Origin of the sequence: Undibacterium sp. TJN19 (assembly GCF_049339485.1) — a bacterium.
GTDB lineage: Bacteria > Pseudomonadota > Gammaproteobacteria > Burkholderiales > Burkholderiaceae_D > Undibacterium.
Genome location: NZ_JBMPPL010000001.1, coordinates 1,046,659 through 1,064,140 on the forward strand (window position 1 = coordinate 1,046,659; position 17,482 = coordinate 1,064,140).

The 17,482-nt window shown below is 51.8% G+C and carries 12 protein-coding genes; all 12 read right to left on the minus strand.

All coding sequences use genetic code 11. The features are described 5' to 3' along the window. Window positions 1-113: 113 nt before the first annotated feature. The 12 genes from ACO0LH_RS04890 to ACO0LH_RS04945 all read right to left on the minus strand — a co-directional run bounded on the left by ACO0LH_RS04890 (window position 114) and on the right by ACO0LH_RS04945 (window position 17,378). Window positions 114-1,439 (minus strand): sugar MFS transporter, encoded by a 1,326-nt coding sequence (locus ACO0LH_RS04890; protein WP_422939912.1) that lies wholly within the window; start codon window positions 1,437-1,439, stop codon window positions 114-116. Window positions 1,440-1,498: 59 nt separating this feature from the next. Beyond that, window positions 1,499-2,512 (minus strand): glucokinase, encoded by a 1,014-nt coding sequence (locus ACO0LH_RS04895; protein ID WP_422939913.1) that lies wholly within the window; start codon window positions 2,510-2,512, stop codon window positions 1,499-1,501. Then, window positions 2,509-5,070 (minus strand): glycoside hydrolase family 3 N-terminal domain-containing protein, encoded by a 2,562-nt coding sequence (locus ACO0LH_RS04900; protein ID WP_422939914.1) that lies wholly within the window; start codon window positions 5,068-5,070, stop codon window positions 2,509-2,511. The genes ACO0LH_RS04895 and ACO0LH_RS04900 overlap by 4 nt, the downstream gene beginning before the upstream one ends. 111 nt (window positions 5,071-5,181) lie before the next feature. Continuing rightward, the gene (locus tag ACO0LH_RS04905; protein ID WP_422939915.1) at window positions 5,182-6,006 is read right to left on the minus strand and encodes a glycoside hydrolase family 16 protein; all 825 of its coding nucleotides are present in this window, start codon (window positions 6,004-6,006) and stop codon (window positions 5,182-5,184) included. A gap of 76 nt (window positions 6,007-6,082) precedes the next feature. Then, window positions 6,083-8,788: a TonB-dependent receptor gene (locus tag ACO0LH_RS04910; RefSeq protein ID WP_422939916.1), complete on the minus strand. Its 2,706-nt coding sequence runs from the start codon at window positions 8,786-8,788 to the stop codon at window positions 6,083-6,085. A gap of 534 nt (window positions 8,789-9,322) precedes the next feature. Continuing rightward, window positions 9,323-10,723, minus strand: a complete 1,401-nt coding sequence (locus ACO0LH_RS04915; protein WP_422939917.1) for a GH1 family beta-glucosidase — start codon at window positions 10,721-10,723, stop codon at window positions 9,323-9,325. A gap of 423 nt (window positions 10,724-11,146) precedes the next feature. Then, complete coding sequence (locus ACO0LH_RS04920) at window positions 11,147-12,175, minus strand: LacI family DNA-binding transcriptional regulator (RefSeq protein WP_422940566.1); 1,029 nt, start codon at window positions 12,173-12,175, stop codon at window positions 11,147-11,149. 81 nt (window positions 12,176-12,256) lie between these two features. Next, a complete protein-coding gene (locus ACO0LH_RS04925; RefSeq protein WP_422939918.1) occupies window positions 12,257-13,321 on the minus strand; it encodes an ABC transporter ATP-binding protein in 1,065 nt (354 codons plus the stop codon). Between the two features lie 3 nt (window positions 13,322-13,324). Then, window positions 13,325-14,185 (minus strand): carbohydrate ABC transporter permease, encoded by an 861-nt coding sequence (locus ACO0LH_RS04930; RefSeq protein ID WP_422939919.1) that lies wholly within the window; start codon window positions 14,183-14,185, stop codon window positions 13,325-13,327. Then, window positions 14,182-15,069, minus strand: a complete 888-nt coding sequence (locus ACO0LH_RS04935) for a carbohydrate ABC transporter permease (protein ID WP_422939920.1) — start codon at window positions 15,067-15,069, stop codon at window positions 14,182-14,184. The genes ACO0LH_RS04930 and ACO0LH_RS04935 overlap by 4 nt, the downstream gene beginning before the upstream one ends. A 7-nt stretch (window positions 15,070-15,076) precedes the next feature. Further along, on the minus strand, window positions 15,077-16,342 hold the full coding sequence (locus tag ACO0LH_RS04940) for an ABC transporter substrate-binding protein (RefSeq protein ID WP_422939921.1): 1,266 nt from the start codon (window positions 16,340-16,342) through the stop codon (window positions 15,077-15,079). Window positions 16,343-16,478: 136 nt separating this feature from the next. Continuing rightward, the gene (locus ACO0LH_RS04945; protein ID WP_422939922.1) at window positions 16,479-17,378 is read right to left on the minus strand and encodes a LysR family transcriptional regulator; all 900 of its coding nucleotides are present in this window, start codon (window positions 17,376-17,378) and stop codon (window positions 16,479-16,481) included. Window positions 17,379-17,482: the final 104 nt, after the last annotated feature.

Genomic DNA, 17,482 nt, shown 5'->3' on the forward strand with positions numbered 1-17,482 from the left:
GGTTGAATCAGTATTTGTGGAAAATATGGAATTAAAATAGGGATATCATAAAAAATGATACCCGAAAAAAAAACGGGAGCACCAAGCTCCCGAATCCCTGCAAGGAAGAAAACCTATTCCGGTTTGGTGGAATACATACCCGCGTACCTGATACCAAAATACAAAATGAAGGTATAGCAGGCGGCGGGTACATAGAAGGAAGTGTGTACACCTATGCTGTCTGCCAGAAAACCCTGGGCAAATGGTACCAGCGCGCCACCAACGATGGCCATGCACAAAATGCCTGAACCCTGGCCGGTGAACCTGCCAAGCTTGTTCAAAGCCATACTGAATATCGTCGGGAACATGATGGAATTACACAAACCAACCGCCAGTATCGCCCACATCGCCAACGCGCCACGGCTGTAGATGGCGGTCAGTATGAGGATAATCGCAACGCTGGCATTGACTGCCAATGTCTTGCCCGGACTGACAAAACGCATGACGGCAAAACCAATGAAACGCCCCACCATGGCGCCGCCCCAGTAAAAACTCACATAATGCGCAGCCACCGCGGGGGTCATATCACCAATGTCTGCTTCGCTCAAAAAGCTGATCAGAAAGCTGCCGATACTGACTTCTCCCCCTACATACAGGAAAATACCTATCGCGCCCAATAGCAGATGCTTATGGGCAAGTGCTGATTTCTTGCCGCTCTCTGTCACGACATCTGCATCATCCGTATGCGTGATTTTGGGCAGCCGTGCAAATGCAAACAGCATGGCCAGCACCAGCAAGGCCGTTGCCAGCAGCAGGTAGGGAGTCTGCACAGCGGCTGCGGCATTGGCTTTATAGGCAATTTGCTGGGCAGCTGGCAGAGCTGTGATCTCGGTTGCCGTTAACACTGCGCCAGACAAAATGAGTATGCCACCAAAGATAGGGGCAACCGTCGTACCCAAAGAATTGAATGCCTGCGTCAGCGTAAGGCGGCTGGAAGCCGTTTTTGCCGGCCCCAGTACGGTGACATAGGGATTAGCCGCCACCTGCAAAATCGTGATGCCCGATGCCAGTACAAAGAACGCAAACAGGAACAGCGCATAACTGCCAAGGGAAGCCGGGTAAAACAGCGCGCAACCTGCTGCCGCAATGATCAGGCCGGTGACTGCGCCGTTCTGGTAACCAATTTTTCTAATCAGCACACCAGCGGGCAGGGACACGATGAAGTAAGCACCAAAGAAACAGAATTGCACCAGCGTAGCCTGTACATAGCTGAGCGTATACACCGATTTCAAATGCGGTATCAGTACATCATTGAGCGAGGTCAGCAAGCCCCACATGAAGAACAGCAAGGTGACGATGACCAGCGAACTGCTATGGCTACTGCCCGCACGTGGTACGGCTTTGTCAGTTATTGCCGGGGTGGCCGGGGTGGCTGGATTGGTCGACGACAGACTTTCCATGATCTTGTTTCCTTGGATTTATATTTTTATTTAAGCGATAGGATGAAAGACATACTGCCTCAGACTGCGTTCTTCTGTTGCAAGTGTTCTTCCAGTATCGCGGATACGCCCAGAAAGGCTGGATATTCTTCAGTGATCAGGTAAGTCGGTATCTGTGCCAGATAGGTGCTGAGCCGCCCCTTGGCTTCAAAGCGGGCGCGAAAAGCCGACTGGCTGAACAACCTGCCCAGCCTGGGTGCAATGCCACCGCCTATATACATGCCGCCAGTCGCGCCCAGGGTCAGGGCGACATTGCCGGCGACGCTGCCCAGTATCGCGCAGAAATGGGCGACGGTCTGGCTGCTGGCCTGGCAGCTATCTTCCAGTGCCTGCCTGGTGATCTCTGCCGCATCCAGTTCCAGACCAGAGATGGCATGACAGATCTGTTCCAGCCCTTTGCCTGATAGCAGGCGTTCGGCAGAAACATGGTCGTACTGTTGCCACAGGCTCTGGAGTATTGCCACCTCTGCCGGACTGGATGGCGAAAAAGTGGCATGTCCGCCTTCACTGGCAAGTGCCACCCAGGACTGACCCACGGGCAAAATACCAGAGACCCCCAGACCCGTACCGGCACCGATCAGTCCAACGCAACGTCCCGGCAATTCGACACCGCCGCCAATTTTCTGGCGCTGAGTTGCATCCAGATAAGGCAATGCCATTGCCAGCGCCGTAAAATCATTGACGACCAGGAAATTACTTAAATCCAGTTTTTGACGCAAATCTGAAATGGAAAAACTCCAGTCATGATTGGTCATGCGCACCTTGTCACCATCAACCGGGTTGGCAATGGCGATAGCGGCATCTACGACTGGCAAGTGTGATTTGTCCCGCACTTTTTTAACGGCGGCACCATTCAAATAGCTTTGCATTGCCTCCAGCAAACTGGGATAGTCAGCGCAGGGCAATACCTCTATAGCTTCAAACTGCTGACGTGCAACTTCCAGCGCAAAACGTGCATTGGTCCCACCCACGTCAGCCAGCAAACGTGCGTGCTTAAATATAGGATTCGATGAATGCTTGATTACCTGGCTCATTGCAATGCTGCGCAGTGAAGCGCATCCTGGTCTTTTTCGGCACCGCCGACAATTTGAATATTGGTAAAAGCCGCAGCAAAAGCAGCGTTGCTGCTGATGCTGAAAGGAACATCAATTTTATGCAGTTTAACACCCTTAGCAGTGAAGCAGTTCAAGGGTATCTTGACTGTCTGCTTGTCTTTCTTTTCTGCCAGGCGTTTGAAAACAGCCGTCATATCGAGACTGGCTTCGCAATGCGGGCCACACTGCATGGCGATAGTGACAGTACCACTTGGGGCAGCACTGACGATGGTATCGAAACTGAGTACCCCCTCCTTCACCGCAAATGCCGGCACAGCCTGCGCCTGTTTTGCACGCGCCTCAAGACGCGCCGGGCCGCTCCAGGTCAACAGCTTGGCATCTTGCTGGCTATTGACTTGTGCGGTTTGTACGCTGATGCCAGTCATATTGAGCACACGGTTCAAATCTGCGCCCAGCGCCTGCTGTTCATGACCACTGATCACATACAAGGGATAAGTGGCCCGGTCTGCCTGGTTAAACACCGGGTAGGCATTGGTCACGCCGCAACCACCTGAAGGGTAGGTGTTACTCAGCTTGCCAAGCTTCAGCGTGCTGCGGTAATTGAGACCATAGCCCAGCTTGAACAAGGGTGAATAATGCGCATCATCAAAATTCAGGCTGGTCTGGCACACTGTTTTTGGCCATGAAAAAGAAAGTGTGCCAGTAAAATCATAAGCAGGCGCACCCTCTTTACCGCGAAATAATACATCTGCCACGCCCTTGCCTTCGCTGCCAGGCAACCAGGCCGCAACGAAACTGTCGGACAAATTCATCAGGTCATTCACGTAAAGTGGACGGCCAGACAAAAAGACCGTCACCACCGGCCTGCCCTTGCCTGCCACTGCCTGCAACACCGCCAGATCTTCAGGGAAACGACCGGTATGGCGCAAAGTACCGGATGGCCCGATATCGCCATACATTTCAGCGTATGGTGTTTCACCTATCACGGCAATCACTGCGTCATAGCGACTGACATCAACACCTTTCGCATCGATGCTGAAATCGACAAAATCTGTACCGACGGCATCCCTGATGCCGGTCAGTATCGAATCTGCATTGGGGAAATCCACATTGTTATTATCCGTACCCTGCCAGGTCAGTGACCAGCCGCCGACCTGATTCGAAATGGTATCTGCGCTTTTACCCACCACCAGTATTTTCCTGTTGCGGGCCAATGGCAAGATGCCGCCATCATTTTTCAGCAAGACCAGGGATTCACGCACGGCCTGGCGGGCGAGCGCCCGGTCTTGCAAGGCATCCTGCTTGCCGGCATAGGCATTTTCTGAAGGCTTTTTCCCAAACAGGCCGGCGCGCAGTTTGACGCGGATAATTCTGGTTACGGCATCATCAATCCTGGCAACAGGTATTTCACCTGATTTGACCTGGGCTATCGTATTGGCGATGAAATTCTTCCAGGCATCAGGCACCATGATCATATCGACACCGGCATTGATGGCCTGCGGACAGTTATCGTTTCGGCAGCCAGGTACCTCGGCAATGCCGTCCCAGTCGGTAATGACAAAACCGTCAAAGCCCATTTTTCCTTTTAACACATCGGTCAGCAAGGCCTTGCTGCCATGCATTTTTCCGTAATTGGCACCGGCAGCCACATCATTCCAGCTATTGTAGGAAGCCATCACGGTTTGTGCACCGGCGGCCAGGGCGGTCATATAGCCCTGGGCATGGGTGTTCAGCATCTGCGCATTGGTGGACAGATTCACGCCCCTGTCCTTGCCCTGGTCTGTACCACCGTCACCCATGAAATGCTTGGCGGTTGCCACCACGTTGCCGTCATCCATGAAACTGCCTTGCAAACCTTTGACATATTCACCCGCATACTGGCGTACCACGGCGCCATCTTCCGAAAAACTTTCATAGGTACGCCCCCAGCGGTCATCACGCACCACCGCCAGCGTAGGGCCAAATACCCAGGCAATGCCGGTTGCCCGTACTGCCTTGCCCATGGAGCGGCCTATCTGTCCAGCCAGTTGCGGATTATGCGCCGCACCCAGGCCGATATTGTGGGGGAACAAGGTAGCGCCAAACACATTGCTGTTGCCGTGTATGGCATCGATGCCCCAGATGACCGGTATCTTGACCGCCATGTCGGTAGCCATCGAGGCATCATAATATTTGTCGGCCAGTGCCACCCAGTCGGCAGCACTGCTGTGCTTGTTATTACGGTCAGGCCAGCTGCCGCCACCGTTCAGGACTGAACCCAGATAATAACGACGCACATCGTCTGGCGTAATCGATTTGATTTCGGCTTGTGTCATCTGGCCGATTTTTTGTTCCAGCGTCATGCCTGCGACGATGGCCGCGACACGTGCTTCAAGTGCGGGGTCTTTGCTGATGATGCTATTTACTTGTGGCCATGCGGCCAGTGAAGATGCTGGCATGCTGGCTGCCCCATATTGATCAGCAGCACTCACCCAGGCAGTGCTGCACACCAGCACCAATAAAGAACCGTACCCCAACAAGCTTGTTTTTAATTTCATCGTGATTACTCGTTTAATGGTGCGAGCCTTTCATTCTTTGTGACTCGCCCTGTGTCTCGGATTATTTTTATATCTGCCACTGCTACTGCTACCACAAAGAAAAACTTTTTTTCACGTCAGCTTTCTACGATAAACCCGCACATAATCAACCAGCATCTGCTGCGGGAATTGGCTTGTCGCATCTGGTGAGCCTGGCCAGTCACCACCGACGGCCAAATTCAGGATGATGAAAAACGGGTGATCAAATACCCATTGCCCCGCCAGTTGCTGCGGACGGGCGCTGAAGTATTGCACGCCATCCATATACCAGCGTACTTCTGTTGCTTCCCATTCCAGCGCGAATACATGAAAATCATCAGCATACTGGTCTTTACTTAAAGCGAACGGCTGCCCATATCCTTTCGCGCCTGAATAACCCGGCCCGTGCATGGTGCCATGGATGACGGCTGGTTCTTTGCCTATATTCTCCATGATGTCGATTTCACCGCAGCCTGGCCAGCCGGCAGCGTTCAGATTATTGCCCAGCAACCAGAATGCTGGCCAGATACCCTGCCCGGCCGGTATTTTGATGCGTGCTTCAAAACGGCCATAAGTTGTTTCCTGCAAACCTGCGGTCTTGATGCGTGCCGAAGTGTACGCGCGGCCACTATAATCTTCCTGCCTGGCTTCGATGACCAGCATGCCATCTTTCACCCGCAGGTTTTCACTGCGCCTGGTATAAAACTGTAGCTCATGATTACCCCAGCCATCGCCACCGGTTTCTTCCAGCCACTTTCCATGATCGAGACCTGTACCTTCAAACTCATCTTGCCAGACCAGTTCCCATGCAGGCGCTGCGAGTATTGGTTTGTCCGGTGCAGATACCAGGGTTTGTACAGGGCCACCACCACATGCGAGCAGGAAAACACTTACAAAAATCAGCAGGAAATTTTTCATTGATTGCCGGATCCCACATGAATGAAAAATATTGCATGACAAAGGCTTTACCGGCCTTTGCCATCACGCTCAACGCTTAATAACTGAGGCCCACTCGCACACCATAAGAGCGCTGGTCGATATAGCTGGCACCCATTTTGCCGCCGCCATCGTTCCAGCCATTGGTCTTGGCTTTGACGTCGGTAAAATTACGGATATACGCTTCAGCAAACCATTTTGCATCCGGTGAGACCAGCTTCAGGGAAACATCCCCCTTGGCATAGGCCTTTTGGCTGAGGCCGATATAGGGGTTATCGAAATTGCGCAGATCAAAATAAACCTTGTCCTGCCAGCGCATGCTGATCCAGGGCGTCAGGGTATAGCCATGATCGAGTGCAAACTCTTGTGAGAAGTTCATGCCGAACGTGAATTTCGGCGCATTTGGCATTTGATTGCCTTCCAGGTTATAGGCACGACGACCACGCAGCCTGTCGTCTGTACCCTGATACACGAGCGGGCATGGTACTGCACCGAATTCTGCACGCAAATCGCAGGCATAACCGTCATCATAAGAATCATAATCATGAATCACGCTTTTCAGGTAACTGAAAAAACCACCCAGCTTTGCACCTGGCCAAGGGCGATAATCCCATTCGGTTTCTATACCTGACAAATTCACCTTGGCGACATTGACTGTTTGCCAGGCAGTAGCGACATCGCAGGTAGGTGCCCATGAGGGGCAAGGCAGGTTGTCTGGCGTATTCACTTTTGCCAGGAAGTTGCTACCGGTTTGCTGCATGTCTTTATATTGCATGGCGAACAGCACAACCGACAGGGCAAGGCGGTTATCAAGCAGTTTTCCTTTATAGCCAAGTTCAAAGTTGGTGACGGTTTCCGGCTTATAAGTCAGATAGGTAATCTGTTCGATTTTGTTATCGCCATACACGCAACCGGTTTGCCCGCACTTGTTGGTACGGTCACCAAAGCCGCCAGATTTATAGCCAGTAGATAAAGCCGCATAGACCATGTCGCGTGGCGTCAACTGCGCTCTTAAGCCCAGGCGATAGGTGCCTTTGCTCCAGCTGTCTTCATGGTCATTATTGGTGCCCGGGCCATAACCGGCATAGGCAGCAGCACCGCCCAGTGTACCCATTTGTGGCGTGAACTGGTTACCATTTGGCGTGCGGTAATTTGGCGTACCCGGTGTGCCATAGTCAAACATGCCGTTGTAATAGCCAAAACTCTGGCCACCCCAGCTATTGCCGCCAAGATTCATACCGCCTTTGTCAACCTTGCTGTCACGCGTGTAGCGTGCGCCCGCAGTGGCGGTCCAGATGGGTGAGAATTGCCAGTCTGCCTGGGCAAACAAGGCTTTGGAATCAATCTGACGATCTGGCTGTGCATAGAACTGGCTGATAGGAATATTATTAGGCCCGTAATGCAATTGTTCCTGGCCGAAATTGATGGCGTTCTTTTCGTGCATCCAGAAGGCACCGGCGACATATTGCCAGTTGTCGAAATTCTGCTTCAACTGCAATTCATGAACGGTAGACAGGTATTTTGAATTCAAGGTGCGTGTCAGATTGTCCGCCACCGGCCAGGTTGGCCAACTGCCATCAGGCGGATTAGTACCGGTCACTTCAAAAGCATAGGGATAAACACCAGAGTCATCATCATGCACCTGGCTGCGGCGCTGGTCAGCATAAACGAAACCATATTCGAGGCTGGTGTCTTTATTCACGTTCCAGATGGCTTTGGATCTGAGACTGTCTATGGTCATATCGACTTTACCAGGCACATTGATGAGGATATCGTATTGCCCGCGCGTACAAGCCCAGCGCGTACCTGCCGACTGATCGCAATCGCGCATGCCGACATAACCAGCGCCAGAATCCTGGAAATGCTCATACGCCAGTTGCCATTCGATATCATTGTTGACCTTCAGTCTTGCCGCCAGGCGGGCAGCCCACTGATTCTGGTTATTATAGCCATCGGCCTTTGATACCTTGGTGTTGAAGCGTTGCGATGCATCAGGTATGCCATCGGCTTTCCAGCCCAGTGCGGGGATATTGATATCGGTAAAATCCTGTTGCTGGTTGAACGGGCTGTCCTTGGTGACCTTCATCACGGTGGCACGCAACGCCAGCTTGTCGTTGACAACGATGTTCTGTATCACATTCAGGTTGCGCAGATTCAGGCTGCCCACTTCATATGACACGCTGCCATAAGTCGAGCTGAAATCCGGCTTGGCGGGGATGATGTTGATACTGCCAGCGGTGGAATTGCGGCCAAACAAGGTGCCCTGCGGGCCGCGCAATACTTCAACCTGGTCCAGGTCGAACATCAAGGCTTGCGCCCCCTGCGGACGCGGCGAATACAAACCATCAACATGCAAGCCGGCAGAGGGATCACCGATTTCTGTAAAATTGGTGGCGGTGATACCGCGTATGGTAATTTTTACTGCTGAATCATTAGCCTGACCATCCATTTGCACGTTGGGCAACTCACCAGAGATACCGGCCAGGTTATTAATACCCTGCTTCGTCAATTTTTCCTGGCTGAAGGCGGTCACGGCAAGCGGGGTTTTCAACAGCGATGTAGTGCGCCGTGTCGCCGTAACGGTCACTTCCTGCACTTCGTTTTTATCAGCATCGGCTTTCTTTGGTTTTGCGGTGGTGCTGGCTTCCTGCTCTACCGGTTTATTACTGCCCTGTTCTTGCGCCCATGCCGATGAAGTCAGTTGTGCACAGGCGCTGGCTACCGCCAGACTGATCAAGCTCCTCTTGGTCAATATGTGAAACATTTTGTCTCCTTTATTATTTTCAGTTATCGGCGCTTTCCCGGCCATACAGCGCAGGTCGCCTTTACTCGTTTTGTCTTTGTATTTTTTTGCAAGCGCGTTTGGGTATTCTTTTGCTTCTGATCTTTTGCTTACTATCTTTTGTTTACTATGAATATGCTGGAATTTTTTCTCTAATGCATATCCATTATTTCTTTACAGCCAGGCTAATTTCCGGGTGACCTGTTTCAGGTATTTATTCAGTCAGAAATGTTTATGTTCAAACCCCGGATTGCACTGCCATTTTTCTAAATTCTTTTAATGCTTTTTCTATCAATTACCCAGCTACTGCTGTCGTTGATTCATCTCTGGTTCAATTTCACAGATTATGGAAAGCTTCCCACTTCATTTGAAAATCATAGTGCAACCTCCGTTTTTATTTGTCAATGGAAATGTGCCCCGAGCAATAGCAAGAAAATTTTGACGAAAAATATCAAATTGCCGTTGCTGCAAATCACTTCAGGGACTGCTCTTTTACGGATTTCCGGTGCTATGACGCTAAGCAGCCGACTGCCATTTTGATGCCGTCGCGGTTTCTCTTTCATGCAAAAAATCGCTATACCATTTACCGCTCAGTTTGAGAGTGCGTACCTGGGTATCAAAGTCAACATAGGTGATACCGAAGCGGCGAGAACAACCTTCTGCCCATTCAAAATTATCGAGCAGGCTCCAGGCGAAATAACCCTTGATCTGGCAGCCCTGCTGTATCGCATTCCTGACTGCGGCCAGATGGCGTATCAGGTAAGCGCGGCGTAGCGCATCCTGAATTTCACCTTGTTCATCGAGATGATCATCATAGGTTGCACCGTTCTCGGTAATGTACACAGCACCAGGCTGGTAATCGTCCTGTATGCGTTTGAGCAAACTAGTCATGCCTTCTGGTGCGACTTCCCAACCAAAGGCAGTACGCTCAACATCACCGGCATCTACCAGACGCAAATCCAGTGCTGAAGCACCTGGCGCATGCACTACCATTTCTGGAAAATAGAAATTCACCCCGAGAAAATCGGTGGGCACGGCTATCGCCTGCATGTCACCCTCTGCTACCTGCGGTGCATACTCACCCAGGGCTTGCCAGACATCTTGTGGATAGCCACGGCCATACAGGGGGTCGAGATACCAGCGGTTGCGCAAGCCATCGTGACGCTGAGCCGCGGCGAGATCCTCAGGCTTATTGCTGGCGGCGCTGATGGGGTGCAGATTCAAGGCCAGGCCTACACGCGCATCAGTCACATTGGCACGCAATACCGGTGTTGCCAGGCCATGGGACAAGAGCACATGATGACAGACCTGTATCGCTGTTTTGAAATCCTTGATACCAGGCGCATGGATACCATCGGCATGCCCCAGCATGGCGGTGCACCAGGGTTCATTATGCGTGATCCAGTGCTTGACGCGGTCCCCAAGGTGTTTGCTCATGACATCGGCAAACTCGACAAATGCATGCACAGTGTCGCGTGCCAGCCAGCCACCCTGATCTTGCAGGTATTGTGGCAAATCCCAGTGGTATAGCGTAGCCCAGGGTTGCAGACCGCGCGCCAGCATGCCATCTACCAGGCGCGAATAAAATGCCAGTCCCTCGGGATTTGCTTCGGCACCCGGGCCTGAAAATATGCGCGGCCAGGAGATTGAGAAACGATAGGCATTGGTACCCAGGCTTTGTGCAATATCCAGATCCTCCGGCCAATGATGATAATGATCACAGGCGACGGCGCCATTGCTACCGTCACGTATGGTGCCTGGCTGATCACAAAACCTGTCCCAGATGGATTCTACGCGACCATCCAGGGCAGCGGCTCCTTCGATCTGGTATGCCGAGGTAGCACTACCCCATAAAAAGTCACTGGTAAAATCCGAGCGCCGTAGTTGCGGCAGTGAATGATGAAGACTTCTGGTCATATTTTGCTTGTAAGATGTAAATGTAATTTAAGTTTTAAATTAAATGGAAAGGTTTCCATTTAACTCCAAAAAATTTTATTTCAAGGTCGCTCTTTAAAAAACGAATATTTAATTTTTATATGAGGCGTGTTACAAATACCGGAACGAAACTGAATTGATTTATTCTCTCTCTGACCTGCGCTACGCAACAAAGAAAAGACGCTGCACTGCAATATACAAAAACCACTATTCCAGATTTTTTAGCTTTAATTTGAATTACTTGGAAACGATTCCATAATTTCATAAAAAAAATGAACAGTCAAGATTTCCATTCATTTTTTCTTCAAAATTTGCGCTTAATTTACAACAAAATTTCCTGTCAGAATCAGATGGCAAAATCATGTTTTACCACCGCCCTTCCAGACTGATTCATCCGGTCATGCGTCAATTACCCTTGCGGCGTTGCCCGCCCGGTTTCGCCAGTGAGGCACGCATCGTGACCGTGATCGGGTAATCACGTATCACCGGTCTTTCAGTCCCATAGCAGCGGTTCAATAATTCATTGAGTGCACTTAGGGTGACATCGCGCCAGGGGATATGTACGGATGTCAGTGGTGGGGCTGCAAATGCAGCGCTCATGGTGTCATCGTAGCCAACGACGGATACATCACGCGGCACGGCAATGCCCGCCTGCTGGAAATACGATAAGGCACCCAGCGCCATTTCATCATTGGCGCAGAACACGGCAGTAAACGAACGCCCCGACTCGACCAGTTCTTTTGCACAATTCCAGCCGCCTTCTGGCGAGAAATCGCTCTCTGCTATCCACATATCCGCCGTGTTGACACCGGCACTTGCCAGCTCGCCCAAAAACCCATTGATACGATCAACGTTATCGGGTGCGGTAGATGGTCCGGCGATGACTGCAATTTTTTTATGATGGTGGTCAAGCAGGGCGCGCGCCGCCATGATGCCACCCTGCACATGATCAGCCGTAAAGCATTGTGCGGCGATATTGTCTGAGCCGTGGTTCAGAACCACCAGGCGCGAACGCTTGGTACCCAGCACGTCAAAATCTTCATCGGTGAGTACATTACTCATGACGATGAGCCCATCACAGCCACGTTCCATCAAAAATTCTATACCGTCGACACCCTGTCGTCTTTCATCTCCCGTACCGACACCAAAGGCCACCACCATATGCAAGCCGGCAGCGCGTAATTCATTGTCGATGGATTGCAGGATGGGCATATAGAACGTGCCCTTCAGGACCGGGATGTAGACGCCTATCATCTGCGAGTTGCCTGACAGCAGTGAACGGGCCGCGTGGGAAGGACGAAAATCGAGCTCTGCGATTGCCTGCCTGACTTTTTCCTGCGTGGCCACCGAGACAGATCCCTTGCCGCTCACTACCCGTGAAGCGGTGCCCAGCCCCACACCCGCCAGGCGGGCTACGTCTTTGATGGTCGCCACTTGATTCTTTTCCATGATGTCAATATCCAGCCAGTATATAAAGAATTCAACAAGGGTACGATAGAGAGTTTTTCACCTTGATTACAGTCGCTGCTCTGTAGTCTGGTCAAACAATGACACACGCGGCGAGGCAATGTCAAACTTCAGGGTTTCGCCCAACTCAAAATGGCGGTTATCGTGAACGATGACGGCAAGTTGATGCGCACCAAACGCCAGCCAGACTATCTGATGATTGCCCATGGGCTCTACCAGGCTCAACTTTGCTTCCCATACCCCATCTGGCCGTATATCAAGATGCTCGGGACGTATCCCGAGAATAACCCGACTTTCAGCTTGCGGCACCTGCTGGAAATCATAGCTGCGTAGGTCCAGCGTCAATCCTTCAGAAGAGAATACCTGGTCTGCATCAAGCTTCCCGGCAATGAAATTCATTGCAGGTGCGCCCAGAAAGCCAGCCACAAATAAATTCGCAGGCTGCTCATACACGGTCGCAGGCGCGCCTATCTGCTGGATTTTTCCAGCGCGCATGACTACGATGCGGGTCGCCAGTGTCATTGCTTCGACCTGGTCATGCGTAACATACAGCATGGTAGAACCAAGGGTCTGGTGCAATAGTTTCAGCTCCCGGCGCAACTCGGTGCGCAGCTTGGCATCCAGGTTCGACAGGGGTTCATCAAACAGAAACACGCTGGCTTCCCTGACCAGGGCGCGGCCTATCGCCACGCGCTGCCTTTGCCCACCGGAGAGTTGGGCAGGTTTTCTGTCGAGCAAGGTCTCCAATTGCAGCATCTGCGCTACCTTTTGCAGGCGTCGATCTATTTCTGCACTGGGTGTACCGCTGATGCGCAGGCCGAAAGACATATTTTTTTCTACCGTCATGGTCGGATACAGCGCATATGACTGGAACACCATACCAATTTGACGCTCACTCGGTTCAGCATGGCTGACATCCTTGCCAGCGATTTCTATACTGCCGCTATCAATATCGATAAGGCCGGCAATGCTATGCAGCAAGGTCGACTTGCCACAGCCCGAAGGGCCAAGCAAAACCAGGAACTCGCCCTCTTCCACACGCAAGTCCAGATCATGAATGATCTGGTTGGCACCGAGTTTGATACTCAAATTCCTGACACACACATTCGACATGAATTAACCTTTTACCGCACCGGCGGCGATGCCGCGCACGAACCAGCGACCAGAAATGAAATAAATACTCAAGGGCAGCAGGGCGGTCAGAATGGTGGCTGCCATATTCACGTTATACAAACGTATGCCGGTGGTCGTGTTGATGACATTATTCAATTGCACCGTCATCGGCAAATGCTCGCGCCCTGCGAATACCAGGCCCAGTATGTAATCATTCCAGACACCGGTAACCTGCATGATGGATGCCACCACGATCATCGGCAATGACATCGGCAACATCAGTTGTATGAAAATCCTGAAGAAACCGCCCCCGTCTATACGTGCCGCATGAAACAGTTCTTGCGGTATCCCCATATAATAATTGCGGAACAGCAGCGTCATGACAGGCATGCCAAAAATTATGTGCACCAGCACGATGCCAGGCAAAGTGCTGAACAGACCAAGACTGGCCAGTATGCGTAACAGTGGAAACATCATCACCTGCACCGGTATGAAGGCACCGGCCAGCAAGATACCGAACAAAAACTGCGCGCCGCGGGGCCGCCAGAAAGACAGGGCATAGCCATTCAGCGCGCCAAGAAAAATGGCAAAGACTGTGCTGGGTAAGGTAATCGCGACGGAATTCCAGAAGCCGCCACGTATGCCTTCACATGCCACGCCGGTACAGGTGCTGCTCCATGCCTGGCGCCACGGCTGCAGCGTGATTTGCATGGGCAAGGCAAAGATATTGCCGAGCCGGATTTCTTCCATCGACTTCAATGACGTGACCAGCATGATGTACAGGGGCAACAGGAAAAACAGGGCGGCGCTGATCAGGAAAGCATAAATACCCAGGCGTGCAGGAGAAAAAGTGCGTTTGCTCATTTGCGCACCTGCCTGGCACGCGCATACGCATACGGCACCAGTATCGCCAGCACGGGCACCAGCATCATGACGGCACCGGCTGAAGCGAGTGCGAGGTTGGCACGGCCAAACAGATGATCCATAATAAATTTGGCAGGCACTTCGCTGGCTGTGCCTGGACCACCCTGTGTCATGGCCTCGACCGCATCAAACAATTTGACCACTGCGGTCGTCAGCAATAAAAGCACGGTGGCAAAGCTGGGGGCGAGCATGGGAATGATGATGGAAAAATACACACGCCAGGCCGGTATGCCATCCATGCGGGCGGCTTTCCAGATATCGTCATCAATGCCACGCAAACCCGCCAGCAGCATCGCCATGACCAGGCCCGATGCCTGCCACACTGTCGCGATGACGACGGTATAGATAACCATGTCCTGATCAATGATCCAGTCAAACTGAAAATCAGGAAAGCCCAGTTGCCGTATGCTCTTTTCTAAGCCTATACCAGGGGTCAGCATCCATTGCCAGACCAGGCCGGTAGCAACGAAAGACATTGCATAGGGGTAGAGAAATACCGTGCGCAACACGCCTTCACCCGTGACATTCTGATCAATGAATACAGCGAGCAGGAAACCGATGACGAGGCAGGCAATGATGAACAGAACACCGTAAATGGCAAGGTTATTCAGTGACAGTAACCAGCGCTCGTTTTCAAACAGACGTATGTACTGACTCAAACCAACGAAAGTATCCACTGGCAAAGTGCGCGAACTGCTCAACGACACCTTGATGGACCATAGCACAGTCGCCAGATAGCCGAACACCACCGTCAGACTCATCGGCAACAAGGCCGCGTGAGGGATGATCCTGGTGTAGAGCATTCTGCGTTTGCTGGCAGTCATGTGCTGATTAATTCTTTAACGCCGATACGATATTCTTCTGTGCTTTTTCGACTGTCATATTGGTGTTCCAGTACGCCGTCAACACATCAGTCAGCGCGCCATTCTGGTCTGGCGTCAGATAGATCTCACCTATGCCAGCATGGCGGCTTTTATCTTTCATGATGTCCAGGCCCCTGCGTGCGCACAGATTCATTTGTGAGGCATCAAGATCGTTACGTACCGGGATGGAGCCTTTCAGTTTATTGAACTCTATCTGCACTGCGGGCGCAACAAAGACATTCGCCAACATTTTTTGCGCTTTCAAAGCTTCAACATTACTGGTTTTAGGGAAAACGAAGACATCACCCTGTATCAGATAAGGTGCTTTTGGTCCCAGACCGGGTATGCAGCCATAATCCCGGCCAGCAACTTGTTTTGCCGCGACAAATTCACCGGTTGCCCAGTCACCCATGATCTGTATGCCAGCCTTGCCACTGATCAGCAAGGCAGTTGTATCATTCCAGTTGCGTCCCGGTGACGCAGCATCAACATAGCCATGCAGGCGCTTGAAACTGAGCAGCACCTTGCGAAACTCTTCTGAGTTCATTGCACGTGGATCACGGTCACGCATCACACTGAGGTAGAGGTCCTTGCCACCGACATTAGCCAGCATGGCCATGAAGACGATGGTTTCCTGCCATGATTGTCCGCCATGTGCCAGTGCAATCAGGCCGGCTGCCTTGAGTTTATCAAGTGCGGCGAATAATTCGTCCGGGGTGACTGGCTCTTTATCAATACCAGCTTTTTTAAATGCCGCCTTGGAATACCATATCCAGGTCGGCATATGAATGTTCACAGGAATGGCGTAGTAATGCCCCTTGATCCTGATGACACTGCTGATAGGTTCAGGCAGGGTTTTATCCCAGCCTTCCCTGATGGCGATCTCATCGACATTGCTGAGCATGCCCTGTTCAACCACATCCTGAAACTGGCGCGAAATATTGAATTGCGCAGCTGTCGGCGGGTTGCCACCGACCATGCGGTTGATGGCTACCGAGCGCGCCTGATCGCCACCGGCAATAGCAGTATCTGTCCAGACGCCGCCTGCCGCACGATAAGCATCAGCAAACCTGGCGACGGCGGCTGATTCGCCACCTGAGGTCCACCAGTGCATGACCTCTGCCTTGGGCCCTGCTGCCAAAGCCGCCATGTGTACAGACGCATTAAGGCAAAGCACCGTTGCCATTGCCAGCTTGCTCAACTTGAACATCTTGTCTCCTAGAGTGCGGCTCATGGTCCGCATTTTTCAGGTGTCTGACTAGCGATCTGACGCCGCATTTGGAAACGTTCCCACCAGACCAGCCAGAATATAGCATCTGAAGAATTTATGTGTCAACTGTCAATCTGATATCAAAAAATTTATATCCCGATCAGTTTATTTTCAGGTGATCACGCAAATGATGTGCGACCAGGTCTACAAAACTTCTGACCTTGATCGACGCGTAACGACTCTCTCTATGCACGACATGCACCGGTAAAGGCGCAGGCTCAAACTCTGGCAACAACCTCACTAGCTGACCGCTGTCAAAATGGGTTTCAACCTGGTATGACAACAGGCGGCTGATACCAAGGCCAGCCAGGCAGGCCTCAATGGCGGCATCATTATTGCTGACGGTCAGACGTGGCTTCACCTTGACGGCAACCGGCTGCTCATCTTTTGCAAAGCGCCATTCGACCAAAGGTGCCATGCTACCCGCTGAAATAATGCTGTGACCAGGTAATTGCTGTGGCGTCAGGGGACAGGTATTTTTTTCAAGATACGCTGGCGACGCGCATAGTACGCGCCTGATATACCCGACACGCAGGGCCTTCATGCTGGAATCAGGCAACTCGCCTATACGCACGCCAACATCAACGCCCTCCTCCAGCAAATTGACTATGCGGTCCAGGAACACGGCTGACACATCCATGCCCGGATAACGCTGTAAATAGTCGATGATGCCGGGCATGACAAACATTTTCCCAAACATGACAGGTGCTGTCACGGTCAGGTGACCACGTGGTTCGGCATTGATGCCGGCAGTCGCTTCATCGGCCGCTTCCACCTCGGCAATGATGCGGCGTGAATCGTCAAGATAGCGTTGACCAGCCTCGGTCACGCGCACATAACGTGTACTGCGGTTGAGTAACTTTACCTTCAAGCCAGCTTCAAGCATGGCGACGGCCCGGGTCACTGCCGGTGGTGACATACCCAGCCGGCGCGCTGCCGCTGCAAAGCCCTCTTCTTCTGCCACCGCCACATAAACTGTCATCAAATGGAGTTTGTCCATGATTTTCCCTGAAATGATCATGCTGCGAGTTCATGCCATTATTCCACGAAATGAAATAATTAAATGTAATTGACGACTATTCCAATCAAAGATTTTATTGCGTA